Source organism: Noviherbaspirillum album, assembly GCF_035916955.1.
In the GTDB taxonomy this organism is placed as follows: Bacteria; Pseudomonadota; Gammaproteobacteria; order Burkholderiales; family Burkholderiaceae_D; genus Noviherbaspirillum; species Noviherbaspirillum album.
Window position 1 is genome coordinate 1 of record NZ_JAWIIV010000037.1, and the last position, 23802, is coordinate 23802.

Below are 23802 nucleotides of genomic sequence, written 5' to 3' on the forward strand. Positions count from 1 at the left end.
AAATTGTCCAACAAAATCTCCACCGCCTTCCTCCCCACCTTCAGAGCTCAGCCCGTACACCAGATCCGACTATAGCTCCCAGTTGTGCAAGCACACAGTGCGCCGGTACAGGAAAAGTAGTTCTTCCTTTCCGAGTCGAACTGGGACGCCAAAACTATTGCAGAGCGTATCTTGCAGCAGCTGCTGGCCCATCCGCTTATTGCTCCTACGTCTGAAAGTGTGCTCGTCATCGACGATACCGGCAACCGCAAAGATGGCTGCTTCACCGACCATGTGGTGTGCCAGTGCCAGTGCCAGTGCCAGTGCCAGTGCCTGGGCTTGGTCGGCAAGATCGACAATGGCATTGTGGCTGTCAACACACTGTGGGCCAACGACCAACGTTAACGCCCGCTGTATCGCCGTACGCTACCCGACCAAAATGCCTGGTATCTCACCACAACGCTATCTCTGGAGCAGGCGCCGCTGTTAGAAGTCGTTCGTCAGTACGGATTGCGTAGTTGGTTCGAGCAGAATTACAAGCAGATGAGGGATGAGCTGGGTTGGGCTGACTTCATGGTGCGGTCTGATCGTGCCATTCACCGGCATTGGTCCCTGGGTTGCTGAGCATGCCTTCTGTTGGTGGCATGAAGCTTATGAGGTGCAACTGCACGAGAAAGTCACGCCAAAGGCAGTGGAAAAAAACGCAACACTGACCTTAAGTGCGATACTGCTGGCCGGGACGGCTGCGTACTATCCGCTCGTGGTTGTTCTCGGCACGTTGGTTCCTGTCCTGCTGGGGGGCTTGTTCAGACAAGCCCCCATCGCCAGAGCTCGCCGCACTGATAGCTTTCGTCACCTCGAGATGTGGAATTAACCTCTATCGCCGGACTTAACACAGTACCGCTAGGGGCATAATGTTGTAGCAATAGGAAATACGCATTATTGTGAATTCAAGATTAGGCTTTCAGAATAACAATTGAATGCTCTATGTACTAAAATATAAATGACGCTTGAACGCAGCACAATTCACATTACGCGGAACATAGTAGGAATCAAATACGTTAAATGCAAAGGTCTTCTGAAGGGATTCCACAAGCTGGATCCTGCCATATTTGTGGGGTAGAATGAGGGTGGAAAAGTAATAATAGCAATGGCGACTGTCATAGTTATGCATGCCATAACATCGCCAGCTTATACTTTAATTATCCGGCAGACAGAGGTCCGTGAAAACTTTCGAGACAGCCATTTTCAGCCGACTCGTAGCTTTGTCATTCTCACAAGCTTTGAGTCGACGGTCCGCTAGAAAATCTTTTGCGTGTTGCAATCCAATTACTGCGTCTTTCTCCACCGACTCGTTCGTACGGACAGATAAAATAGTAGCCTTGGCCTAACGAAAGACTGTGGCTATTATTTTATCTGGAATACTCCTACGGCCCCAAGCAATTGCTGAGACTGTTGTTGTAATGAAGTCGCGGCTACTGCAGCCTGTTCAACCATTCTGGCATTTTGTTGCGTTACCTCGTCCATTAGCATTATGGCTTCATTGATCTGATTAATGCCAATACTTTGCTCGTTAGTCGCAATAGCGATCTCTGTCATCAGTCCTGTAACGCAATGTACTTCCCGAATAACGCGGTCCATAGTTAGTCCAACTTGTGAGACAAGTACTGTTCCCGTGTTCACCTGTGAGACAGAACTTTCAATGAGATCTTTAACCTCGCGTGATGCGGTTGCGCTACGTTGAGCTAAATTTCGGACCTCTGAAGCTACTGCCGCGAATCCTCTGCCGCTTACACCAGCCCGCGCAGCCTCTAAAGACGCATTCAAGGCAAGAATGTTTGTCTGAAACGCGATGCCATCAATGACGTCAATTATGTCCACCATCCTAGCCGACGCCTCAGCAATGTCACTCATCGTCTTAGTAACATTGCCGACCACGGCCCCCGCACTAGCCGCCGTCTCCGCTGCCGCCCTTGCCGCAGTATTAGCGCGTTGCACGTTTTCGGCATTCTGCATGACAGTAGAGGCCATTTCCTCTATGCTAGCAGCAGTTTGCTCCAGTGATGCAGCCTGGGATTCTGTGCGCTGCGACAATTCAAGGTTTCCTTGCGCGATCTCGATGGCGGCTGTAGAGATCACATTGCTAATGCTACGGATGCTTGTGACGATGCCAGAAAGATTTGTTTGCATAATCTCTATGGCGGCCATCATGCTCCTGCTATCGGTTTCTGGTAGACGTATGGGAGTTGTAAGGTCACCCGATGCTACATGACGAGCAATGTTTGCTGCGTCATCGGGTTCACCGCCAAGAGGGCGTATTACAAAGCGATTGAGCAACATTGACAAGACAACACAGACAACTATGATACTTACGGCGGCTATCGCCATCGAAGTGGTGCGAAACCTTACCACGCCGGCCATTACCTTATTTTCTGGCATGGTAACAATGAGGGACCATGGAGTCTTAGTGGTTCCAATAACAACAGGTACGTAAATCTGTAGCACCTCGGTGTTGAGTGTTTCGTCAAGCATTGACAGCTTAAAATCCTGTCCTGATGCAACTGCCGGATGAATTATATTCCAGTACGCACCCTTGACAACTTCATCTCCAAGGCGGGCCGCATCATGATGTGCAATATACTTTCCCGCGTTCGATATAAGGCTTGCATAACCTGTTTCATATGGGCGAATACTGCTGATTTCAGATTGTAGATCAGCAAGTGCGATGTCAACACCAACCACTCCAACAAATTTTCCGTCATGTTTAACTGGTACCACCAAGCTGGTCATAAGTGTATCTATGCCAGCTACTTTGTAGAAGTAAGGCTCCAAAACAACTTCATTACCAGTCCTTTTTGGCAGTAAATAAGGCTCGCCAGCGCCTTCTTTTTCATAATCAACGATTGGCTCGACGCCTATTTTGCCGCCCCCACGGTTCCAATATGGAATAAACCGCCCGCTATCGTCGTGACCAGGTTGTCCTCTGTGCATTTCGTCTTTACCGTCAAAAGCATTGGGTTCCCAGACAGTCCAAACACCTACAAAGGTCGAGTTCCCTTCAAGAACACTCTTAAGCATGACATTGGCGACTGCTCGATCAGCGATACCTGTGGCGCGCAAAGCTCCTAATTCGTGAGAAAGGGTTCGCACTGTAGTAAAGGCCGTCTCCAGGCGTTTACTGACGTTACCTGCCTGTCGAAGTGCTAATTCATGTGCGTATAACTCTGACCCCGCCCTTTCCATTTGGCCAGCTTTTATGGTCAAAAAGCCTGCAGTGAACACGAGCCCCACAGTTACTATTCCAGTTACGACACTTGTCAAACGTGTACGTAAACTCCACCTTTGTGTTCCCATTTTCGACCTTCATTTAGCTTACGCGGTTAACAATTTTTTATGCTGCGATGTTAATGTCGGGATAACGACATCAACATGAAGTTTTTCTAAAACTACAAAGCCTTTCGGCCACATTACAAATGAATAATGAAAGTAGCTTATTGTCCCAAAGAAATAGCGCTCGGCGCGACAACAGTTACTAGTTATCGACCGATGCGGTTTTCGATCCTAGAGGCTGTAAACACAAACGCGCGGCTCGAGCGCATCTGCGGCTATATTGCGCGTACCGGAAAAATGACAGCATCACTCCCAAAAAATAATTTAACTGGTTAAATTGGTTACGTAACTTCCACGCGCCGCTATGCATAACGCCGTGAAACAAGGCACCTATGAAACCTCGCTTGGTTTTAGTTCAAGCGCAATTGAGAGTTATAAAGCATCAGTAAACTACGAGGCAGTCAAATGCAGAACTTCGGTGACAGCGTTCACCACCAGTGGCGTTTTACGTTGTACTCAGTCGTCTACCATAGCTGGACCGGAGAGATAAAAGTTTTGAGCTCTGAGATAGCCAGAACATATAGCGTTACGTATTATGCCCATTGCGCATAGTATTTTAGAAACGTTGGTTGCGGCGTTTTCTTTCTAATTCAGTAATTGCGGCCGCGATTCTATGAAATTCTGAATCCGCGAACAGCCTAGACCGGGTATGGAAGCGCTTGCCGGTTCCGTTCTCAAGAGAAAACATACCTCCGTTGCCGTCAACCACGTCGATGATTAGCTGGGTATGCATCCAGTAACTAAACTGGTCTGCGTTCATATAGAAAGGAGTATCTTGAATAGTGCCAAGATAAATGTCTGCGTCGCCTACAACAAATTCTTTAACTGAATAACACATAGGGGAGCTTCCGTCACAGCATCCTCCTGATTGAAAAAAAAGGAGCTGCCCATACTTTTCACGCAATTCCCTTATGAGAAGAAGGGCGACATCTGTTGCGACCACGCGCTTCACGGTATCCATAGTGCTCCAATTTTATTGTGCTACAGTGCTTCCGAGCACCTAAGTTTTGACCAGTTAAATCTGACTTATCTTCCCAAAGCTAGCTTCGAATTGTGGACATTCAGTTTCACTCGATCTGGCAAACCGCTGCGATGCAGCATAAATAAAATAGCGGGTCTGCGTTGCCTAGTTACGAGAGTGTCCTTATGTTGAAGGAAAAGGATGAGTGCCTCGATAATATGGTACATGTGGCTGCTCGCGAACGTTCTTAACGCGCCGTGTAGCTATCTATTGCCATAATCCATTTTGCGAGGGACGCAGCGTCGTCTTCCGTTACTCGCGAATCTGGAAGCATAGGTATACGTCCCCATCGCCCCTTGCTGCCTTGCGTAATCGAACTGGCAATCTGCGCTTCAGCATCCTTCTGACCGGTGTATTTCTTTGAAATATCTTTGAAAGACGGTCCAAGAATTTCCTTATCGATGCTATGGCATGCCATGCAGTTTTTAGCCTTTGCCAAGTCGTTGCTAGACCAGGCCGCCATAGGAACAACCGTAAAGCAAATGTAGATCAAAGTAGAGACACGTTTCATATATTTCTAGCTGGGAGAGGACTATTTAGGTTTATGAATCTTATGACTGATTGGTATGGTTTGAGAAGTTACATACATAATTAGGTACAACATAATCTGTATGTATTGCCGATTCTTGATATTTCCACGCGGGTTGAGACTGCGACGTTCTGCCGTTTCTTGATAGTCCTTCCTCATTTAGTGGTCTATGATTTTCACCAGTTGGAAAGGGAAAATGACGCCCTGTCCGCATCCATCAGAATTAACCGTAGAGAGGGGTCAATGAATAAACGTGGTACATCAAAACTGCTTGTCATGTTTCTTACGGCTAGCGGAATGTCTTACGGATACTTAGTCTCTGCTAACGCATCTGAAAATGCAAAATCGTCCTTGGGGCAGCAAGTTCTTAATACCAAATGCGTTGCGTGTCACGCGGCACTGCCAGGGGGGGGGCTAGATCGAATTTCAGAGGGGCGACGGACACCTGAAGGATGGGATATGACAGTTGCGCGTATGGGGTACGCGCATGGCATGAAGCTTACGCAAGAAGAAAGACATGCGGTGGTTAAGTATCTCGCGGATACGCGTGGTCTCGCTCCTGAAGAGGCAGCCAATCACCGTTACATTCTTGAAAAAACGCCAGGCGTTGTAGAACAGCCGAGCAGGATAAACGATAAAGTCATCGTAGATTCCTGTGCCCGATGTCATTCAGCAGCAAGAGTGGGATTGCAGCGTCGTACGTTCGACGATTGGCAAAAGTTGGTTGCGTTTCACGTGGGACAGTATCCTGCAATTGAGTTTCAGTATGGTGGTAGAGATCGTGAATGGTTCAAGATAGCAAATAGTGAAGTCGCTAAACTACTCGCAGACAACCAGCCCGAGCAGTCAGACTTGTGGAAAAAATGGTCTGCGAAAGAAAAAGCAAACGTTGATGGCGAATGGCTAGTTGCCGGGCACCGCCCTGGCTGGGGTGCCTATTCTGGGAGCGCGACGATCACAAGGAGTGCGGCAGACGCTTACCAAATCACGATGTCGATCAGGTATGAGAATGGAAAGACTGAGAAGGCTTCCGGTAACGCCACGGTCTTTACGGGGTACGAGTGGCGCGCGAGTCTGAATCAAAATGGTGACGCAGTGCGCCAAGTATTTTCATTGTCGGAAGACGGGCAGCGACTGGAAGGGCGCTGGTATCTCACCGATCATGAGGATATCGGTGGAAGGTTCACGGCGTTGAAGCAGATCGCAGGTGCACCTGGTCAAGTTCTGTCAGTTCAGCCTTCACGTATTAAAGTTGGACAGACGCAGAAATTGACAATTAGAGGAACTGGTCTTACGGGTAACGTTACATTAGGCGACGGAGTAGCCGTGACTCGCGTCTTAAAATCTAGTCCTACTGAGGTAGTGGTAGAAGTGAGGGCCGATGCGAAAGCAAAGGACGGTTACAGACAAATAACCATGTCTAACGTGACGCAAAAGGGAGCAACGGTGGCGGTCTACCGTCAGATTGATTCTATCAGGATCGAGCCGAAAGAAGGAATGGCTAGGGTAGGCGGGAATGGCGGGCCAATTCCCAAAAAGCCAGTCCAGTTTGAAGCGATCGCATATGCAAATGGACCGGATGGCAAAGTTGACACCGAAGACGACGTCCGCATCGGGCATGTTGTCGCACAATGGAGCCTCGCCAACCTAAACAAGAATGCTGAGGAAATGCAGGACCTACAGTTCGCAGGAACATTAAGTAAAAATGGATTGTTTATGCCTAATAACGCTGGGCCCAATCCAGAGCGGAAATACAGTACCAACAACGCTGGAGAACTGAAGGTTAAGGCAGTTGTGAAAGAAGGAGCCAAAGTGCTCAGTGCCAGTACTCATCTAATGGTGACAGTGCAACGTTTTGTTGACCCGCCAATTCACTAACCCGCCGTAAACAGTTTTCTATATGAAACACAAGGAAGCGAGATGAACCATTTTCCAGCGTTGTACTTAAACACCTATAATTTTCATGAGGTGAAAACTCCAGATCGGTCAACTCTTTTCCACATACCTACGAGTGCGATGTTTCGCCTAGACCGTATCGGGCGAGCGGTCCTAGACTATTTGAAGGAGAAAAACGTCGTTTCTGCTCACGACATCGAGAATGAATTTCATGACGGATCAAGAGGCACTCCAGAGGAAATCAGTGCTGTACTTTCGGATTTTCAGGATCTGGCAATCTTAAGTCCTGATGAGCCAAAGCCGGACGCTGGAATGAAGTTTCTTATCCGAGATTTTCCGATCAATACCATTGTACTGAACGTAAATACCGGATGTAATCTCAGTTGTACATACTGTTACAAAGAGGATCTTGCTGTACCCTCCAAAGGCGAGAAGATGCAGTTCGAGACAGCCAAGAAAAGCATAGATTTGGTACTAGCGGAGGGCGCTCAAAACGAGCGTATTAATGTTGTCTTTTTCGGTGGCGAACCACTCACCAATATGAGGTTGATAAAGCAGGCGGTCCAGTACGCAGAGGAGCGGTGTGCTGAATTGGGAAAGCGAGTCGACTTTACCATGACCACTAATGCTACCCTTCTAACGGAAGAGATCGTGGATTATCTGGACGAACACCATTTTGGCATCTCCATTAGTATGGACGGACCAGAAGCGGTTCATGACCGGCGACGTAAGACCGTCGGAGGCACAGGTACATATACGACCGTGGCAAAAAAGGCTCGGATGTTACTAGAACGCTATCGGTCCCGAGCGGTTGGTGCGCGAGTAACCCTTACAGCTGGCTATACAGATGTGGTCGCTATTCACCATCACTTGAAGAATGAGTTAGGCTTCGCAGAGGTCGGCTTTGCACCAGCAACATCAGGGCCTATATCAACATTCAACCTCGACGCAACAGAGCTCCGTGCAGTGTTCGATAACATGAGAACGTTGGGTCTTGAATATCGTGATGCCGCATTAGAAGGCAAGAATACTGGCTTTTCAAACATGCATCAAATGATGAGTGACCTTTACGAAGGAAGACGAAAAGCGTTGCCTTGTGGGGCTGGTATCGGACTTTTAGCGGTAGACAAAAAGGGAGACCTCAACCTATGCCACCGATTTACAGGGTCGGAGATGCCTACGTTCGGAAACGTTCAACAAGGCATTGACAAAGCAGCCTTGGGAACCTTTTTAGAAGGTGCCCTTGACCGTTCGGGAAAGGGCTGTTCGACATGCCGTATTCGTAACCTTTGTGCAGGCGGATGCTATCACGAATCTTACGCGCACTTTAGCGACCCCTTGTCTCCTACCTACCATTATTGCGATCTTATGCGGGAGTGGGTGGACTTTGGGATGGAAATTTATAACGAAATTATAGGGAAGAACCCCCGTTTCTTCGGTGATCACATTGCGACTCGGAGCCACTAATATGCAGACTTTAAAGCCACTAAACATCAAGGCGACGTTGCTGGAGAGCCCGGCAACTGAATCTAATGACAATGCTGTTGTCGCTATGGCGGCAGTCGCAGGCTGTGCAACTACATTCGATCCAGGGTGGGAAATCGACGCGTTTCAAGGCGTCGCCGGACTTTGTCAGCCAATGGAAGCTGACCTCTATGGATGCGCAGATCCGTGCTGGTGGCCGGCACAAGTGCCAGACACGATGCATAGCTTTCCAGAATGGAATGAGGGCGCTGCTGATGCTGCGCAGGATTGGAAGAAACTACAGGCGGTATTCCCAAAGTAGCACTCTTGATGAGGGCTATTTCCCTGATCTAATGCTAGAGAGTAGAGAGAAATTAAAATGAATAGAAAATCCACGCTTCTTCCTGTCGCAATGACGATAGGATTTGCGATCGTAACGCTGTTTGTCGCCGTTGATGCTGCTGCAAGAGAATACCTTGTAACAGCAGCTAAGCCTAATTTTGTCGTAGTAGTCGATGCTGCAGCACGCAAGGTAGAGAGGACCATTCCCATTCCGAACACGACGATGGGAAATAGCCCTACAGCTATAGCGGTTTCAAAGGACGGGAAGCGAGCGTACGTGATTCACAACGCATGGAAAAGTGTATCCGGCCTTGATCTCCAGACCGGCGAGGAGGTGTTCCGTGCGGATCTCTCCGATGCTAATATGAGGGCAATGGCGACCTATGGGATTGATCTCTCGCCTGATGGCAAGGAGCTTAGCGTATTCGTAGTTCCTGTACGGATGCTGCCAGGTTCCTATAAAGTCGAAGAGACTTATATAGCCGTATTCGACACCGCTGCAGGGAAGCAGGCAACTCCTCTTCGGAAGATGCTGGCACCACGTGGCACAACCGTGCTTGCCTATGCTCCCGATGGTAAGACACTATACTCGTTCAACGGAGACTGGACAACATGGGACGTTAAGTCTGGAACTCAGACAGGGAAGATTACGTTTCTCAACCGGGAGCGCGAGAACTACGGCAAACCAGACACGCTGGCGTTATGGCCGCAATGGGAGCAATCAAATATATTTGCTACTCCGTACTATCAGACTCGAACGGACCTTAAAGAGGGAGATCCCGGGTATTCAAAAGCGGGGATCATGACATTCGACTTGGTGACACGAGAACAGAGTTACAAAGATTTTGAAGATGCTTCAGTCGTGCTGTTTTCAAGTGTAGTAAACCCCATAAGGCGGAATGAAGTCTACACGGTTTATACCCAACTTACCGCAACGGATATCAAAACTGGGAAAATTATCAAGCGCCTGGATCTAGACCATACTTTCTATAATGTAAATGTTTCAAGCGACGGTAAAGAGATATATATCGGAGGTACTCAGAACGATATTGTGGTTTACGATTCGAGTAATTTTAAAAAGCTTGCAAATATCAAGCTTCCGACCGGCGACCAGGTATTATCATCGCTGCGAATCGTTGACCGCAAATAGGGCGACTGATCATGAAGCGTCAAGGGCTTCCCTGAAGCCCTTGAGAACTTTGGCGAGGTATAGAACCAAATGTGGTTGTGGATAGCAGGCTTTATTAAGCCCTATGCTGGTGCCCTTGTACTGGTAATGGTGTTGTCATTGATCGCGGTCGGTGGAGGACTCGCGCAGCCATATCTTACTAAAAGCTTGATCGACGACGGGATCCTACGCTCAGATTCTTCTTTCATTTGGACTCTAGTTGCCATTGGAGCTGCAATTGCAGTTTGTTCCACCGTGCTAAATTTCCTCGTAAGGCGCACCTACGTAAGTCTGTCTTGCACCGTTCTTCATGCGATGAGGGAAGATATCTTTAAACATATTCTTTCATTATCTCCTACTTATTTCTCGGGGTCTAAACAAGGAGATATTCAGTCGCGTCTTGATGGCGATATTGCAGAAATTCAGCGGTTTGCAGTTGATACGCTACTTGCATCGGTCAACAACATCATTATGCTTGTCGGGAGCCTAGTGCTTATCTGGACGCTTTCTCCACCCTTGGTGATTGTTACAGCAGGCGTGATTATCATATCGACGTTATTCGTACGTTGTTTGCGACCGACTTTGGAAACGATGTCTCGGCGTGCGAGATTACATAGCAGCGCAATTATGGGATTTTTTGTGGAGAAGCTGCGATGCGTCAAATTCATACAGGCGCATTGCGCTGAAATGAGAGAGATACATAGGTTATCTGATTTACACATCGCAATGCGTGGAGATGCTTTGCGTCTTCAATTTGTAGCATATGCGGCGCATGCCGTGCCGACGCTGATCACCTCATTAACTATTCTCGGGGTATTTGGCTTTGGTAGTGGATATATTGCCTCAGGCGAGATTACGCTCGGTGCATTAATTGCTTTTGTCTCGTATCTACAGAAGTCCATATCGCCGGCTCAGAATCTGTTGGGAAGTTATGTATCGTTGCAAAAAGCTCGCGTGAGTATGGAGCGTGTTAAAGCCTTGATGGATGAAAGGCCTGCGGTAGCCAGTCCAAGTGAGCCTATTCTACTTCCTTGTCCTGCAAATGGGATTTTAGAATTCCGAGATGTAAGTTTCATATATCCCGGATCGCATGCACATGTTTTAAAAACTGCTAGCGCAGTGATACCTTCTGGTAGCCATGTACTTCTATCTGGAAAGTCCGGTGCCGGTAAAACGACCATAACCGACTTACTACAACGGTATTATGATCCATCTGAAGGTCAAATTTTGCTTGGTGGCGCTAATATCGCGGACTTTAATATTGCGGATTTACGTAGAGTTATATACGTTGTGTCCCAAGAAGCTACGGTCGTTCATGGAACCTTAGCAGATAATATCCGATATGGAAGCCCAACTGCGTCAGATAAAGAAGTACACAACGCGGCGGAGCTAGCTGGACTATTGGTAAATAGTCCACGCTTCGTAGACGGGATTCGTACCATTGTCGGGGAACGTGGCGCGGACTTATCGGGCGGTGAACGCCAGAGAATCTCACTTGCTCGTGCTTTGTTAATGAAACCGGAGATACTGGTAATTGACGAAGGTACATCTGCCGTCGATGTGCTTACTGAAAATGCATTGTTTTCCACCATACGAAATGGGTTTTCAAACAAGACGGTAATTTATGTTTCCCACCGACCTGGTGACATGCACTATGACGTTTGTATTGAGTTAGTGCGAGGACAGTTGATCCAGGCTAGGAGTGTTCCATGAAGAGTGTCAGAATTGGAGTAATAGATAGTGGGATTGTCACCTCGCAATTGCGTTTGGTAGAAAGAAGCAAGATCTTTATACCGAGATCCTATGGCCATGAACATGCCAGCCTTTGGGATAAGATAGAGCACGGAAGCAAGCTGATCGACTTAATTCACAGCCACAACATTACAAGCAGATTTTTGGTAGCACGTGTGTTTGCAATGGAGAGAATCGCCACGGTGCATAGTATCGTTGCGGCCATTGAGTGGTTGATTGCTGAGAGCGTTGATATTATTAATTTGTCTTTCGGGATGAAAGAGGAGTCGCGGCCTCTAGCGCGTGTATGCGAAAGGGCAAGGCTGGCCGGGATTACTTTAGTTGCGTCCACCACTTCGATTCCGAACCGCGTTTATCCTGCTGCCTTCGCTTCGTGTATTGCGGTTGCATCTGATGTGCGGTGTTCCCCGGAAAACTTTTCTTGGATTGGATCGGAGTTTGCAGATTTTGGTGCACATCCGTTCTATACACCTATGGATCCTGAGCATGGTGGGGGATCGAGCTTCGCGTGTGCAAGGATGACCGGAATATTGGCAGCTCGACTTAGCTATCAAGGACCCAAGTCGATAAGCATAGAAGCATTGCGCCAGGGCGCAGCGATTTTTGGCCCAGATAAACGTCCGACGTTGGGTGACCTACGGGTGAATTAATGGACGCGTACCCTACACAAAATATGGCCCGATATAACTTTCTCATTTCGTCGACTAATCATGAAGTCTAGGAATGCAATTGTCGTTATTGGGAGTGGCCCTGCAGGGGCGATCACTGCTGCGTTGTTAAGGCGGTATGGTTACGATGTTACCGTTGTTGGACGTGTTCGTTCTCAGCCTTGCTGGGAGGGAATGTCTATACGAGCTTTAGATGGATTGGCTAACGCAGGATTGACACTGAATCTTCGGACCGACTTAACGGCGGCCCGGCGATATTCCTGGTGGAACGGGTCCTTAAACTTGGTTAATGTCGAATATCTTGTTGAACGCCGGCAGATGGATTTGGCGTTGCAGAGGGCCCTCACTGCTCGTGGCGTCAATGTTGTAGATGGGTACGTGACCCACCACTCGGTCCAAGACGGTGGTTGCGTAGTTGCGGTTGAGGGCAAGTGCGGTAGGGTAAGCGAGTTATTCGCAAACTTTTTAGTGATTGCACATGGGCGACGGGGCGGTAAGCATATCGTAATAGATCAAATGCCAGTATCTGTAATGTTAGGTAGATTGTTTTCAGCGCGACTTGGCAAAGAAGCTTTTACGGTTACTGAATCGTTCGAAGACGGATGGGGGTGGGCTACATGGAATGGAGATGGAAAACTGAACGTTAACATTACAATGGATGGCGACCTGGCAGGCTCGGCAGATTGCGAGTATCTCTTTACAACATATGCGCAGAGATCGCCGGAGATTAGCAAATTAATAACATCTGGTGCTGTACCGCTTACTCAGGTGACTGCGCGCGGGAGCCGTCCGAACCTGAACGCTGACTTAATAAGTTCGACTCATATCAGGGTGGGAGACGCGGCATATACAGTTGATCCACTCTCTGGTAATGGCATGTACGAAGCGGTATCAGGAGGATACGCAGCTGTCCCAGTGATAAATACTCTGCTTCAAAAGAGAGCTGATTCTTTGATTGCAATGCAATACTACCAAGACCGAGCACGCGCTATATTTAGGCAACGTTTAGATGCTGGGGCTGATATTTACAAGCGCGAGAGCCGTTGGAACAGTGATTTTTGGAGAAAGCGTGCAATAAATGGCGGTCAAGCATTTGGAACCACAACAACTGTGGATCGAGGTAGTTTTATCAGCCAGCCTGTAGTGGAGGATGGTTTCATCTTAAGCCGCGATGTTTTCATCTCCGCCGCGCATCCAAGAGGAATCAGGTTTGTGAACGGCATTGATTTGGCGGTACTACATAAAACGGTGCTAGCGAACGGCAGTGCAGATATTGCTATGTTGACGACGCAGCTATCAAAGGGTGTAAAGGACATCACAGCAGCACTTTCACTATTGGTCCAGAATGGGTTGTACGAGAATGGACTAAATAGTTGATGCCATTAAATGCTTTGTTAACTGTTTTTCCGTATCGTCTCGGAAGGGTGTTCCCCAAATAACTCAAGATAATACTTTGCAAACATCCCCATGTGCCAAAATCCCCACGTCGCTGCGATCTCTTTGATATTCGCACCAGAACGTTTGGCGCGAAGAAGCTCACGTCGTACTCGATTTAGACGTATTACACGAATATAAGTTACAGGATTCACCCCCATCATCTTCACAAAGGCATAATGAAGAGTTCTGCGACTAATATGTAACTTCTCGCATAACTCGGATATGGTTGGAGGGCAGGTGGGGACACTGAGAATCAGACTCGTCGCAGCGTCTACGATATAGCGATGAACCTTTTGAGAGACAGGCTTGGAAGGAATGTCGTTACTTGGTACAAAAGCACTAATACAAGCTGTGATTAGGTCGTGTTCAAAATAACTTAGTGCAGCTCCATTGGTCTGAATTTCCGTAACGGTATTCATATTGCATATAAATCCATTCAAAGTCTTTCTCAATTGTTCTGCATAGCACTTATTGACATGTAAAACCGTGGCGGAATTTCCAAAATTTGATATGAGGTCAAACCCTTCGACGATGTCCGCATGGTGTTCTAGGCGAGTAGAGTCAATCACAGCGATTAAAACATCAGAGTATATTGGAGTGCGGAAATTCAGGTGTGCGTCCTTTGCGACAGTCAGAACGCAGTCTTGAGATATGCTTTGGGTACCCCAATATCCCTCGCCAACAATTTTATTCGGTATTCCGATAACGTAAGAATCTCGTCTCGCGACACCGTGCTGGTCGACGACCTGGTTCATACTTTCTCGGAAGACTTGCAGCGTAGAACCTGATACCGACTGCACCTCACCGACGAACTTCCCCTTAGTGAGTTGAGTGTAATCCTGGTGCCATAACGGTAGGACTTTCGCCTGCTGTACGACGTCGGAACAGGTCTTAGATGTGGCTTCATACGAAAGTAACGTCGTAGAGCCATGTCCGATCGGGGCCTTTTGTTTACTTTCTTGCAGGAGACGTATCGAGCTAGGGAACATGATGTAATCGGTTCAACATTGTCTTCGTAAAAGTATGCAGTGGCAGAATTCCTATTGTAAGGGTCTTCTGTAAAAAGCCAATAAGGGTTTGGGCGATGCACCACTAGTGGGAGTTATATTGAAGTGTTGACTATAGCGTTTAGTCTTATCAAAGCTAGTGGCACGGCGTCCATAAGTCTTATTTCATCGGAGAAATGACCATATGCGCGTTAGTGCGGACTAGTAGAGAATTTAACCGTGTCAGCAAAATTTGCTTTTACTAATTTAGTATGTTGGACCGTTGTTGATTTTGCAATATTCTTATGCATGTTTTTATTCCGGAAGTTGTGGCGCCGAAGTGACTTCGAAGCACGCAAGTGCTCTGTTTGGTAGCCGCTTGTTACTCAGCATGTTAGGTGCAGGTTTCGCTACGTCGATATAAACTTTTACTGGATTAAGTACGTGATGATCATATTCGCTCATGAAGAATGGAATGCCGTCGATCGCTCCAAGGAAGATATCCGATTCCAGAACACCAAAGTCACTGATGCTTACATATAGGCTAGCAGTTTGCGTTAGTATTCCGTCATAACGGAAATACATCAATCCTGTAAAGCTGTTTCTCATTTTTAAGATGACGTCACGTGCGTTATACGAGGCAACTACCCGGAAGTTTATGTGATCCATGATCATGTATGAGTTAGGGCTTGCCTAGCAATGACCACGTTCTCACGCGACCAGAGGAAAGTCATTGGATTTAGCTTATAGCTAAAAAAACAATTCCCGCTTTGCTGACAGTATTCAACCATTGTATTGGGAGTATTACGCGCGATGTGAAATCGCTCGTTACCACCGAACGCAGCTTGAATGTATGATTGCGTCATGCTGCACTAGGCCTACGTCGGTTTGGCGTCCCATATGGAATGTGCGCACCGTTACGTATCGTCATCCCAGCGTCCGAATCGTAAAATGTGGATTTGGAAATCCGAAGGATATCTTCTTCGTGCTTGAAGGTTGTTACCAAATTGACCTGACCAAGGCGCTCTTCTTGGTAGGCACGCATGATGTGGTGTCCGCCGATAAGGATAGGCTCTTCAAGAAATTTCTCTGGAGTTTCGTCATCTAGGACGCTACGCCCAGCTCCGGTTTGGAGTTCGATACCTTCCTTCTTGCTCACGCCAAGGTTGCTGATGTCAACCATATTTATTTGTCTTTTCCAAAAAGATGGATTGGGAATACGGTCGGAATGTCCAAAAAATAAGTAATTCGCGGTTGTGAACTAATTCAGCAAGTAATGACGCTGATACCGCCCAAAAACAGATTATTTGGTCTAGTACTATCTTTCTGTGGTGAGCGTGGCAGGCCTTGTAAGCCTAATTCCCTCCTAAAAAAGCCCATTCCCTATTGGAAATGGGCAAACCGACTGTTGGAGACAGTTATTGCGGTAAGGAGAATTCTATGAAGATGAGGGAAGCCGTAGTATCAAAAATCGGCAGGGGACGATCTTATGCAATGCTTCCACCGGAATATGATGTTCTGGGCGCACTTGGTGAGGATCGAGTTGGGAGAATCGATTTGTGCACTAGCAAATAAATTTGGGTCTACGCCAGGCCAGAGAGCAAACATTGTCACACAGGAAACATTAGAGATAACAAGTAGCCTTTTAGCCGGCGGGCCTTATGATTTAGGAGTAGCAGGTACCCGATTGGAGCCGGCATTGAGCATGGAGGGCATATCGAAAAAATAGACACACGGTGTCAGTTACCTGAGTCAAAAAATAGCTGATGACACTGTGGTTTTACCAAACATTACTTGGAACAAACTTTACTTACTAATAAGTTATGACAAAAGCGTTCTGCGTTGACCTTATATCACCGCATTCAGACGATAATCCCTGAAGCAACTAGAGGGACGTTATGAACCGAGAATAGGTTGGCAGCTTCAATAATAGAAGTAAATGCTCACTAAGTTCCTTTCCTGGGGACCTTTTTCCATGATTCCCAGGTTATTTGAGTTGGCTAGATTGCTTGACCGCCAGACACCTCGATTCGCTGAGCGGTAACCCAGCGATTACTTGCACCCAGTAAACTCGCTACCATCGGCCCAATATCGTCAGGTACGCCTACACGACCAAGCGCAGTCATGCCCGCAAACTGTTTATTCAAGTCAGGAATATCGCGTACAGCGCCTCCGAGGAAATCGGTTTCAATTGCTCCAGGTGCAATTGTATTCACCGTGATGCCGCGTTTGCCAAATTCTTTGGCCATATAAACAGTCAAGACCTCAACTGCACCTTTCGCAGCTGAATATGCAGAGAATCCCTCAACCGAGACGCGGGTCAAACCTGATGAAAAATTGAGGATGCGTCCGCCATCGACAATTTGCGGGACAAGTGTTTTGCATAAGAAGAAGACGCCCTTTACGTGGGTGTTAAACAAGGCGTCAAATTGGGCTTCTGTCGTATCCACGATACTCGCCATTTCGCCTTGGCCAGCGTTGTTGATGAGATGGTCGAAGTTAGTGCGCTTCCACGTTCCGGCCAAAGTTGAGCGAACGGTTTCCCCGAACGTCGAGAAGGTGGAGATATCAGCAACGTCGAGTTGTAGCGCGACGGCTTTTCGGCCGAGCGCTTCGATCTCAGCGACCACGGCCCTAGCTTCGCTGACACCTTTCCGGTAGGTCAGGATTACATCACCGCCGCTGCGTGCGATGCTAATAGCGGTGTTTCGGCCAAGGCCGCGACTAGCGCCTGTAACTAGAGAAATGGTAGTCATCAATAAACTCCTTTAGAGTTGAATAGAGAGGCCTTAACTATGGAGCACGATGATGCAGGAGTGTTGCACGTTTGAACGAATGTTTTGCCTATTTCTCCAACATGAACTGGAAAATGCACATAGCAATTAGGTAACAGCATGCTGTATCCATGCCTAATACTCGTTTCACCTTTTCAAAAGGTACTGAGTTTTCTATACTTGTAACATGGATACCGACCTTTTCAACGCTGCCCGCCGCTACGCAGACTCCCATGTTGACGCAAATGGAGTCGCTAAGACACCCATCCCAGGCTTGGTAATCCTCCGAGAGACGATGCCAACACCGTTGCAATATGCGATCTCAAAACCATTGGTCGCGTTAGTGCTTCAAGGCACTAAACGAGTAAGTATCGGCAAAAGCACCTTCAATTTTGGTGCTGGCGAATCGCTTCTCATTACGACCGACGTACCAACGGTGAGTCAAATTACTAAAGCATCGTTGGATCAACCTTACTATTCCTTCGTGATGGAACTCGATGCGAAGGTAATCGCAGGACTTGTGATGGAGATGGGCTCAGCTCCCTTTTCTGCGGGAGAACCGGTTCGAATTGATCCCACGGAAACTGAGGTTGCTGACTCTGCATTGCGCCTCATGCTTTTACTTGATCGTCCAGGAGCACTCTCGGTACTGAAAGATCAGTTAATTCGAGAATTGCATTTTTGGCTATTATCCGGGCGGCATGGCGGAGCGATTCGTGCATTAGGCGTCAATGACAGTCATGCACAGCGTATCGCACGCGCTATCGCGCTGCTCCGCTCTAACTTTGCAAAGCCTATACGTATAGAAGATCTTGCCGATGCTGCAGGAATGAGTCTGTCGGCCTTCCATGCTCATTTCCGCACGATTACATCGCTGTCTCCACTACAATTTCAGAAACAATTGCGGTTGATCGAAGCGAGGCAGGCCATGTTGGCAAGCGGATCTACAATCAGCAGCGCTGCATTCGCGGTTGGTTACGAAAGTGTTTCGCAGTTTACTCGAGAGTACGCCCGGATGTTTGGCATACCACCAGCACGCTATATTCGCGAAGCTAAGAGCCGCATGCAGTCAACAGGGTGAGAGTGGTATTGCGGCTTTAGAAGTGTGGGTTGTTTCAAATCAGCTCACTTACAGGAGACGAAGATCAACAGCACTTTACGTGCTGCTGATAGTGAATTCTCCGCCTTTCAATTTAGGGCGGACCAGTTAAGCAATGTTGACGATGCGGCAAATGCAAGCAGCAAATAGCGAATAAGGAAAAGCTGTATTTTCAAGTAATGAAGCGGCTGATTGTAGCTACTCATCCAACACTTCGAGCAACAGTGACTTCCTCTCTATTTCGGAAATTTATTCTGACTAATCATCTAACCAACAAGTTTAGTGCGGATTTGGGACTGTGCCACCGAGCTCGTAGAGGCGTTTGCGCTAACGTTCTATTGCTTAATGATGATTTTGTGCCGCGATTTCGAAGATGGTGTGAATCGTTTTTCCTTCGGCGTCAACTGCAACGGTCACTGGCATGTCGCGCACCTCAAATTCATAGATGGCTTCCATACCTAGTTCGGGAAAGGCGACGACGCGTGCCGACATAACTGCTTTCGATACGAGATAACCTGCGCCGCCTACAGCGATTAAGTACACTGCGCCATTTTCCCGGATCGCCTTAATAGCAGACCGCCCACGCTCGGCCTTCCCAATCATGACCAAGAGCCCAGTTTCTTTGAGCAGCGGTGCAACAAATTTGTCCATGCGCGTCGAGGTTGTTGGTCCGGCGGGTCCCACTGCTTCACCGTCAATGGCGTCAACAGGGCCAACATAGTAAATCGCCCGGTTACGAAGATCTACGGGAAGTGGTTCGCCAACGGAGAGCAAATCAGTGAGCCGCTTGTGGGCGGCGTCTCGACCTGTAAGCAGTTTTCCAGAAAGCAGGAGCGTTTGGCCAACCTTCCATTTTGCAACATCTTCCCGACATAATCCGTTAAGGTTAACAGGTATCCCACCTTCCTTTGGCATGGCATCGGGTATTCCATTCCAGACTGCGGAATCAGGCGGTGTCAGTAATGCTGGCCCGCTTCCATCCAATGAAAAGGAGAGATAGCGTGTTGCGGCACAGTTCGGTATCAATGCAACTGGCATTGTAGCTGCATGACATGGCGCCTCTAAAACCTTCACATCGAGCACCGTCGTTAGTCCACCGAGCCCTTGCGCGCCAATGCCCAGCGCGTTGACGCGGTCTGCAACCTCGAGCCGAAGCGCTTCGGCCGGTGATGCAGCACCGCGTTCACGCAGTAGGTGGATATCGATAGTGGAAAAGAGTGACTTCTTCGCGAGCAGCATTGCCTGTTCCGGGGTGCCACCGATACCAACGCCGAGTACGCCTGGGGGACACCAACCTGCGCCCATGCCTGGAACCTGGTCGACAATCCAATCAGCAACTGAATCACTGGGGTTTAGAGTCGCAAACCGCGCTTTGACATCACCGCCGCCGCCTTTCGCCGCTACGGTGACCTCGACTTTGTTACCTGCCACCATTTCGAGGTGCATGATTGCAGGAGTATTATCTTGCGTGTTTCTACGGTTGCCTAACGGATTGGTGATAATAGAAGCTCGCAACGGATTAGCAGCGTTCCGGTATGCTCTGCGAACCCCTTCGTCGACAATCTCCTGAAGGGCAGGTACTGTCGTTCCGGACCGCGTGCCAAACCGGACTTCCATGCCAATGGTCAGGAAAACATGCGCCACACCCGTATCCTGACAGATGGGTCTTTTCCCATATGCGCTAAGACGACTGTTAACCAGCAGTTGCTGTATTGCGTTTTTGGCGGCAGGGGACTTTTCGCGCTGCCATGCGTCTTTAAGCGCCTCCACAAAATCAGCTGGATGGTAATAGCTGACAAATTGCAGCGCATCAGCAATGCTGTCAATCAAGTCTTCCGAATAGATTAGAGTCATAGTTGTGAAAGTGTTGTGCTTTTTCGGCTTATTCTGTTTGCCGTCGCAAAACTGTGAAATAGGTGAAGCGATCAGCAGGATGGATGCTGACCGCAACTTCGAACATGCTGTCGGACTGGTCAATGTACTGACGAACGAATTCCAGCGCATGGGCCTCGGGAGAAGTACCAAGAAGGGGTGCCAACTCCTTTGGTACGCCAACGGCGCGAATGGACTGACGCACTTCCTTGACTACGCGGCCTGTTGTCTGCGCAACGAGATCGTAAACAAGGTCATCCGTGCTTTTCAGACGGCTTTTGATTAGCTCGCCATCGGCTGCCGGCACATAGATATTGGACCAGGAAAGAAGACGGTCAGGATGTTCAGGGTTCTTGCGGGACGTGCTGATGTCCAGCCATCGCGTACCGGGCTGGCAGCCAGTTTTTTCCGCAAGTGCCAGATCCATCACGATTTCTCGCGCGGCATGTACTGTGCGCTCCGTATCCTTTCCGTACTGGACGAGTTCGTTGATAGTAGACAATTGGGAACGGTAATCAGAGGAACGGGGTGCGACAGCTTCCACTCGAGTGCCGGCGCGCTTTTTTCGGGAGACCATGCCTAACTCTTCGATGCGAGCAAGCGCCGTGCGTATCGTTCCGCGGCTTACGCCGTAAATTTCTGCAAGTTCTAGTTCACCAGGCAAGCTAGATCCAATTGGGTAAAGCCCAGTCGTAATTTCCTTAATCAGTGCTTTTGTCACTTCAGCGTGGCGCGATTCCATATCTTCCTTGATCCAGTCGAGAGCTTATTTGCGTCGAATCTTAGCTGGTTGCCAGCTTCGTGCCAAACGTAACCAGCGCACTTAATTCGTCCACAGTACTTGACAACGACTAAACCGGATTATACATTATGTATGAACATATACAAGTATTGTACATATTATTCTTTTTGTGTGTACATATTGGCTTGTGAGCGTGGAGACGAGAACAGCATGTGTAAGTTGTCTCTTTTGATGGTTTGGACGGGAACTATAATTTATGGCAGCAACTGTGTTTGACTCCGCTCTTTTTAGGGACATGTTCGGTACGCCGCAAATGCGGCAGATCTTTGATGACCGCAGTTATGTCGGGCGCTGTATTGACGCAGAGACCGGGCTGGCACGTGCGCAGGCTAAAGCAGGATTGATCCCATTGGACGCCGCAAACGTCATCACCAGCTTATGCAGCGTAGACCGGATTGACTTTGAGGCTATGCGAGCGGAAACCGAGATCGTTGGCTATCCAATTCTGCCGTTGGTGCGGCAGCTGAGTGCCATGTGCGGCGAAGCAGGGCGCTATGTACATTGGGGTGCGACGACGCAAGACATTATGGATACCGCAACGATGCTTCAATGCAAGGATGCGATCGATGTCATTGAACGTCAGCTTGATGCAGTACGTAGTGTATTGAGCGGCCTTGCTGAGCAACACTCACGCACAGTTACAGCAGGCCGAACTCATCTTCAGCACGCGTTGCCGGTCACTTTTGGTTTTCGGGCTGCGGTTTGGCTGTCCGCCCTGAACCGACACGCCGAGCGCCTTGAGCAGGCCAAGGAACGTGCGCTGATGGTGGAATTTGGCGGCGCTGCCGGTACGCTGGCTTCACTCGGAGGCAATGGCATCGGCCTGGACGTAAGGGCGTTGTATGCGAAAGAACTTGGCTTACGCAATCCTGCTATTACATGGCATGTCGCGCGTGATGGCCTCGTCGAGTTGGTGTCATTGCTTGCAGCAATTGGTGGTTCGCTTGGAAAGATCGCCGTCGATGTCATGACTATGGCGTCTTCAGAGTTTGGTGAAGTCGCAGAGCCATTTGTGGAAGGGCGTGGTGCCAGTTCAACCATGCCGCAGAAGCGCAATCCGATTTCCAGTGAATTGATGCTTGCTGCAGCAAAGATGTTACGGGAGCGCGCTGCGTTGATGATGGACGCAATGATCCAGGACTTCGAGCGTGCGACGGGGCCGTGGCATCTGGAATGGAGTGCAGTACCGGAGAGTTTTCTGCTTGCAGCGAGTGCATTGGGCCAAGCGGAGTTCATGCTCAAAGGCTTGAGTATCGATACCGAAAAAATGCGCACCAATCTCGATATTACCGGAGGCCTCATCGTTGCCGAAGCAGTCATGATGGGATTGGCGCCAGCATTCGGTCGCCAACAGGCTCACGATATCGTATACGACGCATGCCGTATTGCTATCAGCACAAAGCGCACTCTATATACGGTGCTGTGCGAAAACATGGAGATCGTGTCATGTCTCGGTGAAGACCGTGTTAGGCAACTTACCGATCCTGCCAATTATCTTGGTGCCGCTGAAACCATGGCACTTGACGTTGTAGCGCAAACCAGAGCGACATTATCGAAATTGCACCGATAACCGCAGCTATAAATTATTAAAAGAGGAGTCAAAAATGTTCAAGAAGACCTTTGTCGCGGCTTGCGCTATCGCCCTTGTGACCTCCACAGGAGCGTTCGCACAAGTCTATCCTTCTAAACCAGTCACGTTAGTCATGCCATATGCGGCGGGCGGGCCTGGGGATACCTTGGCCAGGATCGTCGCGCACAGCATGACCAAGACTTTAAAACAGCAGGTCTTGGTTGAGAACATTGGTGGAGCCGGAGGAACCATCGGCTCCGGCAGGGTAGCCAAGGCCGCTCCGGACGGTTACACACTGCTGATGATTCATGTTAGCCATGCGACCAATCCGGCTCTCTATCCGAAACTCCGATATGACGCAATCAAGGATTTCGAGCCTATTGGGCTTGTTGCGGATCTGCCGATGGTTTTCGTAGCGAAGAAAGATTTTCCCGCTAACGATTTTCGCAGCATGGTCGACTATGTGAAGGCCAATAAGGACAAGGTTACTTACGCTCATGCCGGCAGCGGCTCAGCATCCCACTTGTGCGGTTTGATGTTTTTCAGCACGATCCGGACTCAGGTCACCACCATCCCTTACAAGGGAGCAGGCCCTGCGATGAACGATCTGCTGGGGGGACAGGTGGATATGATGTGCGATCAGGTCGTCAACGTCGTTTCCCCGCTCAAGGCAGGAAAAGTTAAAGGTTATGCGGTAGCTAGCAAGACGAAGTCCCCGGCAGTACCGACGCTTCCCACGGTGAGCGAGTCGGGTTTGCCGGGTTTTGAGCTCAATATCTGGTACGGCGTGTTTGCTCCGAAAGGCGCGCCGAAGCCGGTGATCGAAAGACTGGTTGCGAGCTTGCAGGAAGCAGTTAAAGACCCTGATGTCAAGAGTCGTTTTGCAGACCTGGGCGCAATTCCGGTGTCCGAAAAGCGTGCTACTCCCGAGGCGCTTCAAACGCTGCTCAAGGAAGAAATCGATAAGTGGGGACCGGTCATTAAGAACGCCGGCGTGTACGGAGAATAGATCTCCGTTCTCCTGGTAAAGACATTCTATCCAGGTGAGCAAAC

The 23802-nt window shown here is 48.7% G+C and carries 21 protein-coding genes; 12 read left to right on the forward strand and 9 right to left on the reverse strand.

The window, feature by feature from the left end:
- Positions 1 to 171: 171 nt before the first annotated feature.
- Both RY831_RS26990 and RY831_RS26995 read left to right on the forward strand, forming a co-directional pair.
- On the forward strand, positions 172 to 384 hold the full coding sequence (locus RY831_RS26990) for a hypothetical protein (RefSeq protein WP_437126331.1): 213 nt from the start codon (positions 172 to 174) through the stop codon (positions 382 to 384).
- A gap of 145 nt (positions 385 to 529) precedes the next feature.
- Entirely contained in the window at positions 530 to 853 is a 324-nt protein-coding gene (locus RY831_RS26995; protein ID WP_326509464.1) for a hypothetical protein, read from the forward strand.
- 533 nt (positions 854 to 1386) lie between these two features.
- Here RY831_RS26995 and RY831_RS27000 read toward each other — a convergent pair.
- From RY831_RS27000 to RY831_RS27010, 3 genes are all read right to left on the reverse strand, one after another.
- Positions 1387 to 3333: a methyl-accepting chemotaxis protein gene (locus RY831_RS27000; protein WP_326509465.1), complete on the reverse strand. Its 1947-nt coding sequence runs from the start codon at positions 3331 to 3333 to the stop codon at positions 1387 to 1389.
- A 592-nt stretch (positions 3334 to 3925) separates the two neighbouring features.
- Positions 3926 to 4330: a DUF779 domain-containing protein gene (locus tag RY831_RS27005; protein WP_326509466.1), complete on the reverse strand. Its 405-nt coding sequence runs from the start codon at positions 4328 to 4330 to the stop codon at positions 3926 to 3928.
- 247 nt (positions 4331 to 4577) lie between these two features.
- A complete protein-coding gene (locus RY831_RS27010) occupies positions 4578 to 4901 on the reverse strand; it encodes a c-type cytochrome (protein ID WP_326509467.1) in 324 nt (107 codons plus the stop codon).
- Between the two features lie 315 nt (positions 4902 to 5216).
- On the opposite strand from RY831_RS27010, the gene peaA reads away from it, so the two are divergent.
- From peaA to qhpG, 7 genes are all read left to right on the forward strand, one after another.
- Positions 5217 to 6797 (forward strand): quinohemoprotein amine dehydrogenase subunit alpha, encoded by a 1581-nt coding sequence (peaA, locus tag RY831_RS27015; RefSeq protein WP_326509507.1) that lies wholly within the window; start codon positions 5217 to 5219, stop codon positions 6795 to 6797.
- 42 nt (positions 6798 to 6839) lie between these two features.
- Positions 6840 to 8282 carry a quinohemoprotein amine dehydrogenase maturation protein gene (gene peaB / locus RY831_RS27020; RefSeq protein WP_326509468.1) on the forward strand — a complete coding sequence of 481 codons (1443 nt, stop codon included), beginning with the start codon at positions 6840 to 6842 and terminating at the stop codon, positions 8280 to 8282.
- 1 nt (position 8283) lies between these two features.
- Positions 8284 to 8601, forward strand: coding sequence for a quinohemoprotein amine dehydrogenase subunit gamma (gene qhpC, locus RY831_RS27025; protein WP_326509469.1), 318 nt, complete (start codon positions 8284 to 8286; stop codon positions 8599 to 8601).
- A gap of 57 nt (positions 8602 to 8658) precedes the next feature.
- The gene (gene peaD, locus RY831_RS27030) at positions 8659 to 9771 is read left to right on the forward strand and encodes a quinohemoprotein amine dehydrogenase subunit beta (RefSeq protein WP_326509470.1); all 1113 of its coding nucleotides are present in this window, start codon (positions 8659 to 8661) and stop codon (positions 9769 to 9771) included.
- Between the two features lie 69 nt (positions 9772 to 9840).
- Positions 9841 to 11502 carry an ABC transporter ATP-binding protein gene (locus RY831_RS27035; protein ID WP_326509471.1) on the forward strand — a complete coding sequence of 554 codons (1662 nt, stop codon included), beginning with the start codon at positions 9841 to 9843 and terminating at the stop codon, positions 11500 to 11502.
- Positions 11499 to 12191 carry a subtilisin-like serine protease QhpE gene (qhpE, locus tag RY831_RS27040; protein ID WP_326509472.1) on the forward strand — a complete coding sequence of 231 codons (693 nt, stop codon included), beginning with the start codon at positions 11499 to 11501 and terminating at the stop codon, positions 12189 to 12191. The genes RY831_RS27035 and qhpE overlap by 4 nt, the downstream gene beginning before the upstream one ends.
- Before the next feature lie 60 nt (positions 12192 to 12251).
- On the forward strand, positions 12252 to 13586 hold the full coding sequence (qhpG, locus tag RY831_RS27045) for a flavin-dependent monooxygenase QhpG (protein ID WP_326509473.1): 1335 nt from the start codon (positions 12252 to 12254) through the stop codon (positions 13584 to 13586).
- A gap of 17 nt (positions 13587 to 13603) precedes the next feature.
- Here the strand turns inward: qhpG and RY831_RS27050 are convergent, their stop codons facing one another.
- The 4 genes from RY831_RS27050 to RY831_RS27065 all read right to left on the reverse strand — a co-directional run bounded on the left by RY831_RS27050 (position 13604) and on the right by RY831_RS27065 (position 17388).
- Positions 13604 to 14401 (reverse strand): helix-turn-helix domain-containing protein, encoded by a 798-nt coding sequence (locus RY831_RS27050; protein WP_326509474.1) that lies wholly within the window; start codon positions 14399 to 14401, stop codon positions 13604 to 13606.
- 546 nt (positions 14402 to 14947) lie between these two features.
- Positions 14948 to 15301: a DUF779 domain-containing protein gene (locus tag RY831_RS27055; protein WP_326509475.1), complete on the reverse strand. Its 354-nt coding sequence runs from the start codon at positions 15299 to 15301 to the stop codon at positions 14948 to 14950.
- 193 nt (positions 15302 to 15494) lie between these two features.
- Positions 15495 to 15815, reverse strand: coding sequence for a hypothetical protein (locus RY831_RS27060; RefSeq protein WP_326509476.1), 321 nt, complete (start codon positions 15813 to 15815; stop codon positions 15495 to 15497).
- 817 nt (positions 15816 to 16632) lie between these two features.
- A complete protein-coding gene (locus tag RY831_RS27065) occupies positions 16633 to 17388 on the reverse strand; it encodes an SDR family NAD(P)-dependent oxidoreductase (RefSeq protein WP_326509477.1) in 756 nt (251 codons plus the stop codon).
- 205 nt (positions 17389 to 17593) lie between these two features.
- Between RY831_RS27065 and RY831_RS27070 the strand changes: the two genes are divergently transcribed.
- Complete coding sequence (locus RY831_RS27070) at positions 17594 to 18487, forward strand: AraC family transcriptional regulator (protein ID WP_326509478.1); 894 nt, start codon at positions 17594 to 17596, stop codon at positions 18485 to 18487.
- Between the two features lie 360 nt (positions 18488 to 18847).
- Here the strand turns inward: RY831_RS27070 and RY831_RS27075 are convergent, their stop codons facing one another.
- Both RY831_RS27075 and RY831_RS27080 read right to left on the reverse strand, forming a co-directional pair.
- A complete protein-coding gene (locus tag RY831_RS27075) occupies positions 18848 to 20359 on the reverse strand; it encodes a fumarate hydratase (protein WP_326509508.1) in 1512 nt (503 codons plus the stop codon).
- Between the two features lie 28 nt (positions 20360 to 20387).
- Positions 20388 to 21119, reverse strand: coding sequence for a GntR family transcriptional regulator (locus tag RY831_RS27080; protein ID WP_326509479.1), 732 nt, complete (start codon positions 21117 to 21119; stop codon positions 20388 to 20390).
- A gap of 256 nt (positions 21120 to 21375) precedes the next feature.
- On the opposite strand from RY831_RS27080, the gene RY831_RS27085 reads away from it, so the two are divergent.
- The gene (locus RY831_RS27085; RefSeq protein WP_326509480.1) at positions 21376 to 22749 is read left to right on the forward strand and encodes a class-II fumarase/aspartase family protein; all 1374 of its coding nucleotides are present in this window, start codon (positions 21376 to 21378) and stop codon (positions 22747 to 22749) included.
- A 34-nt stretch (positions 22750 to 22783) separates the two neighbouring features.
- A complete protein-coding gene (locus RY831_RS27090) occupies positions 22784 to 23758 on the forward strand; it encodes a tripartite tricarboxylate transporter substrate-binding protein (protein ID WP_326509481.1) in 975 nt (324 codons plus the stop codon).
- Positions 23759 to 23802 lie beyond the last annotated feature (44 nt).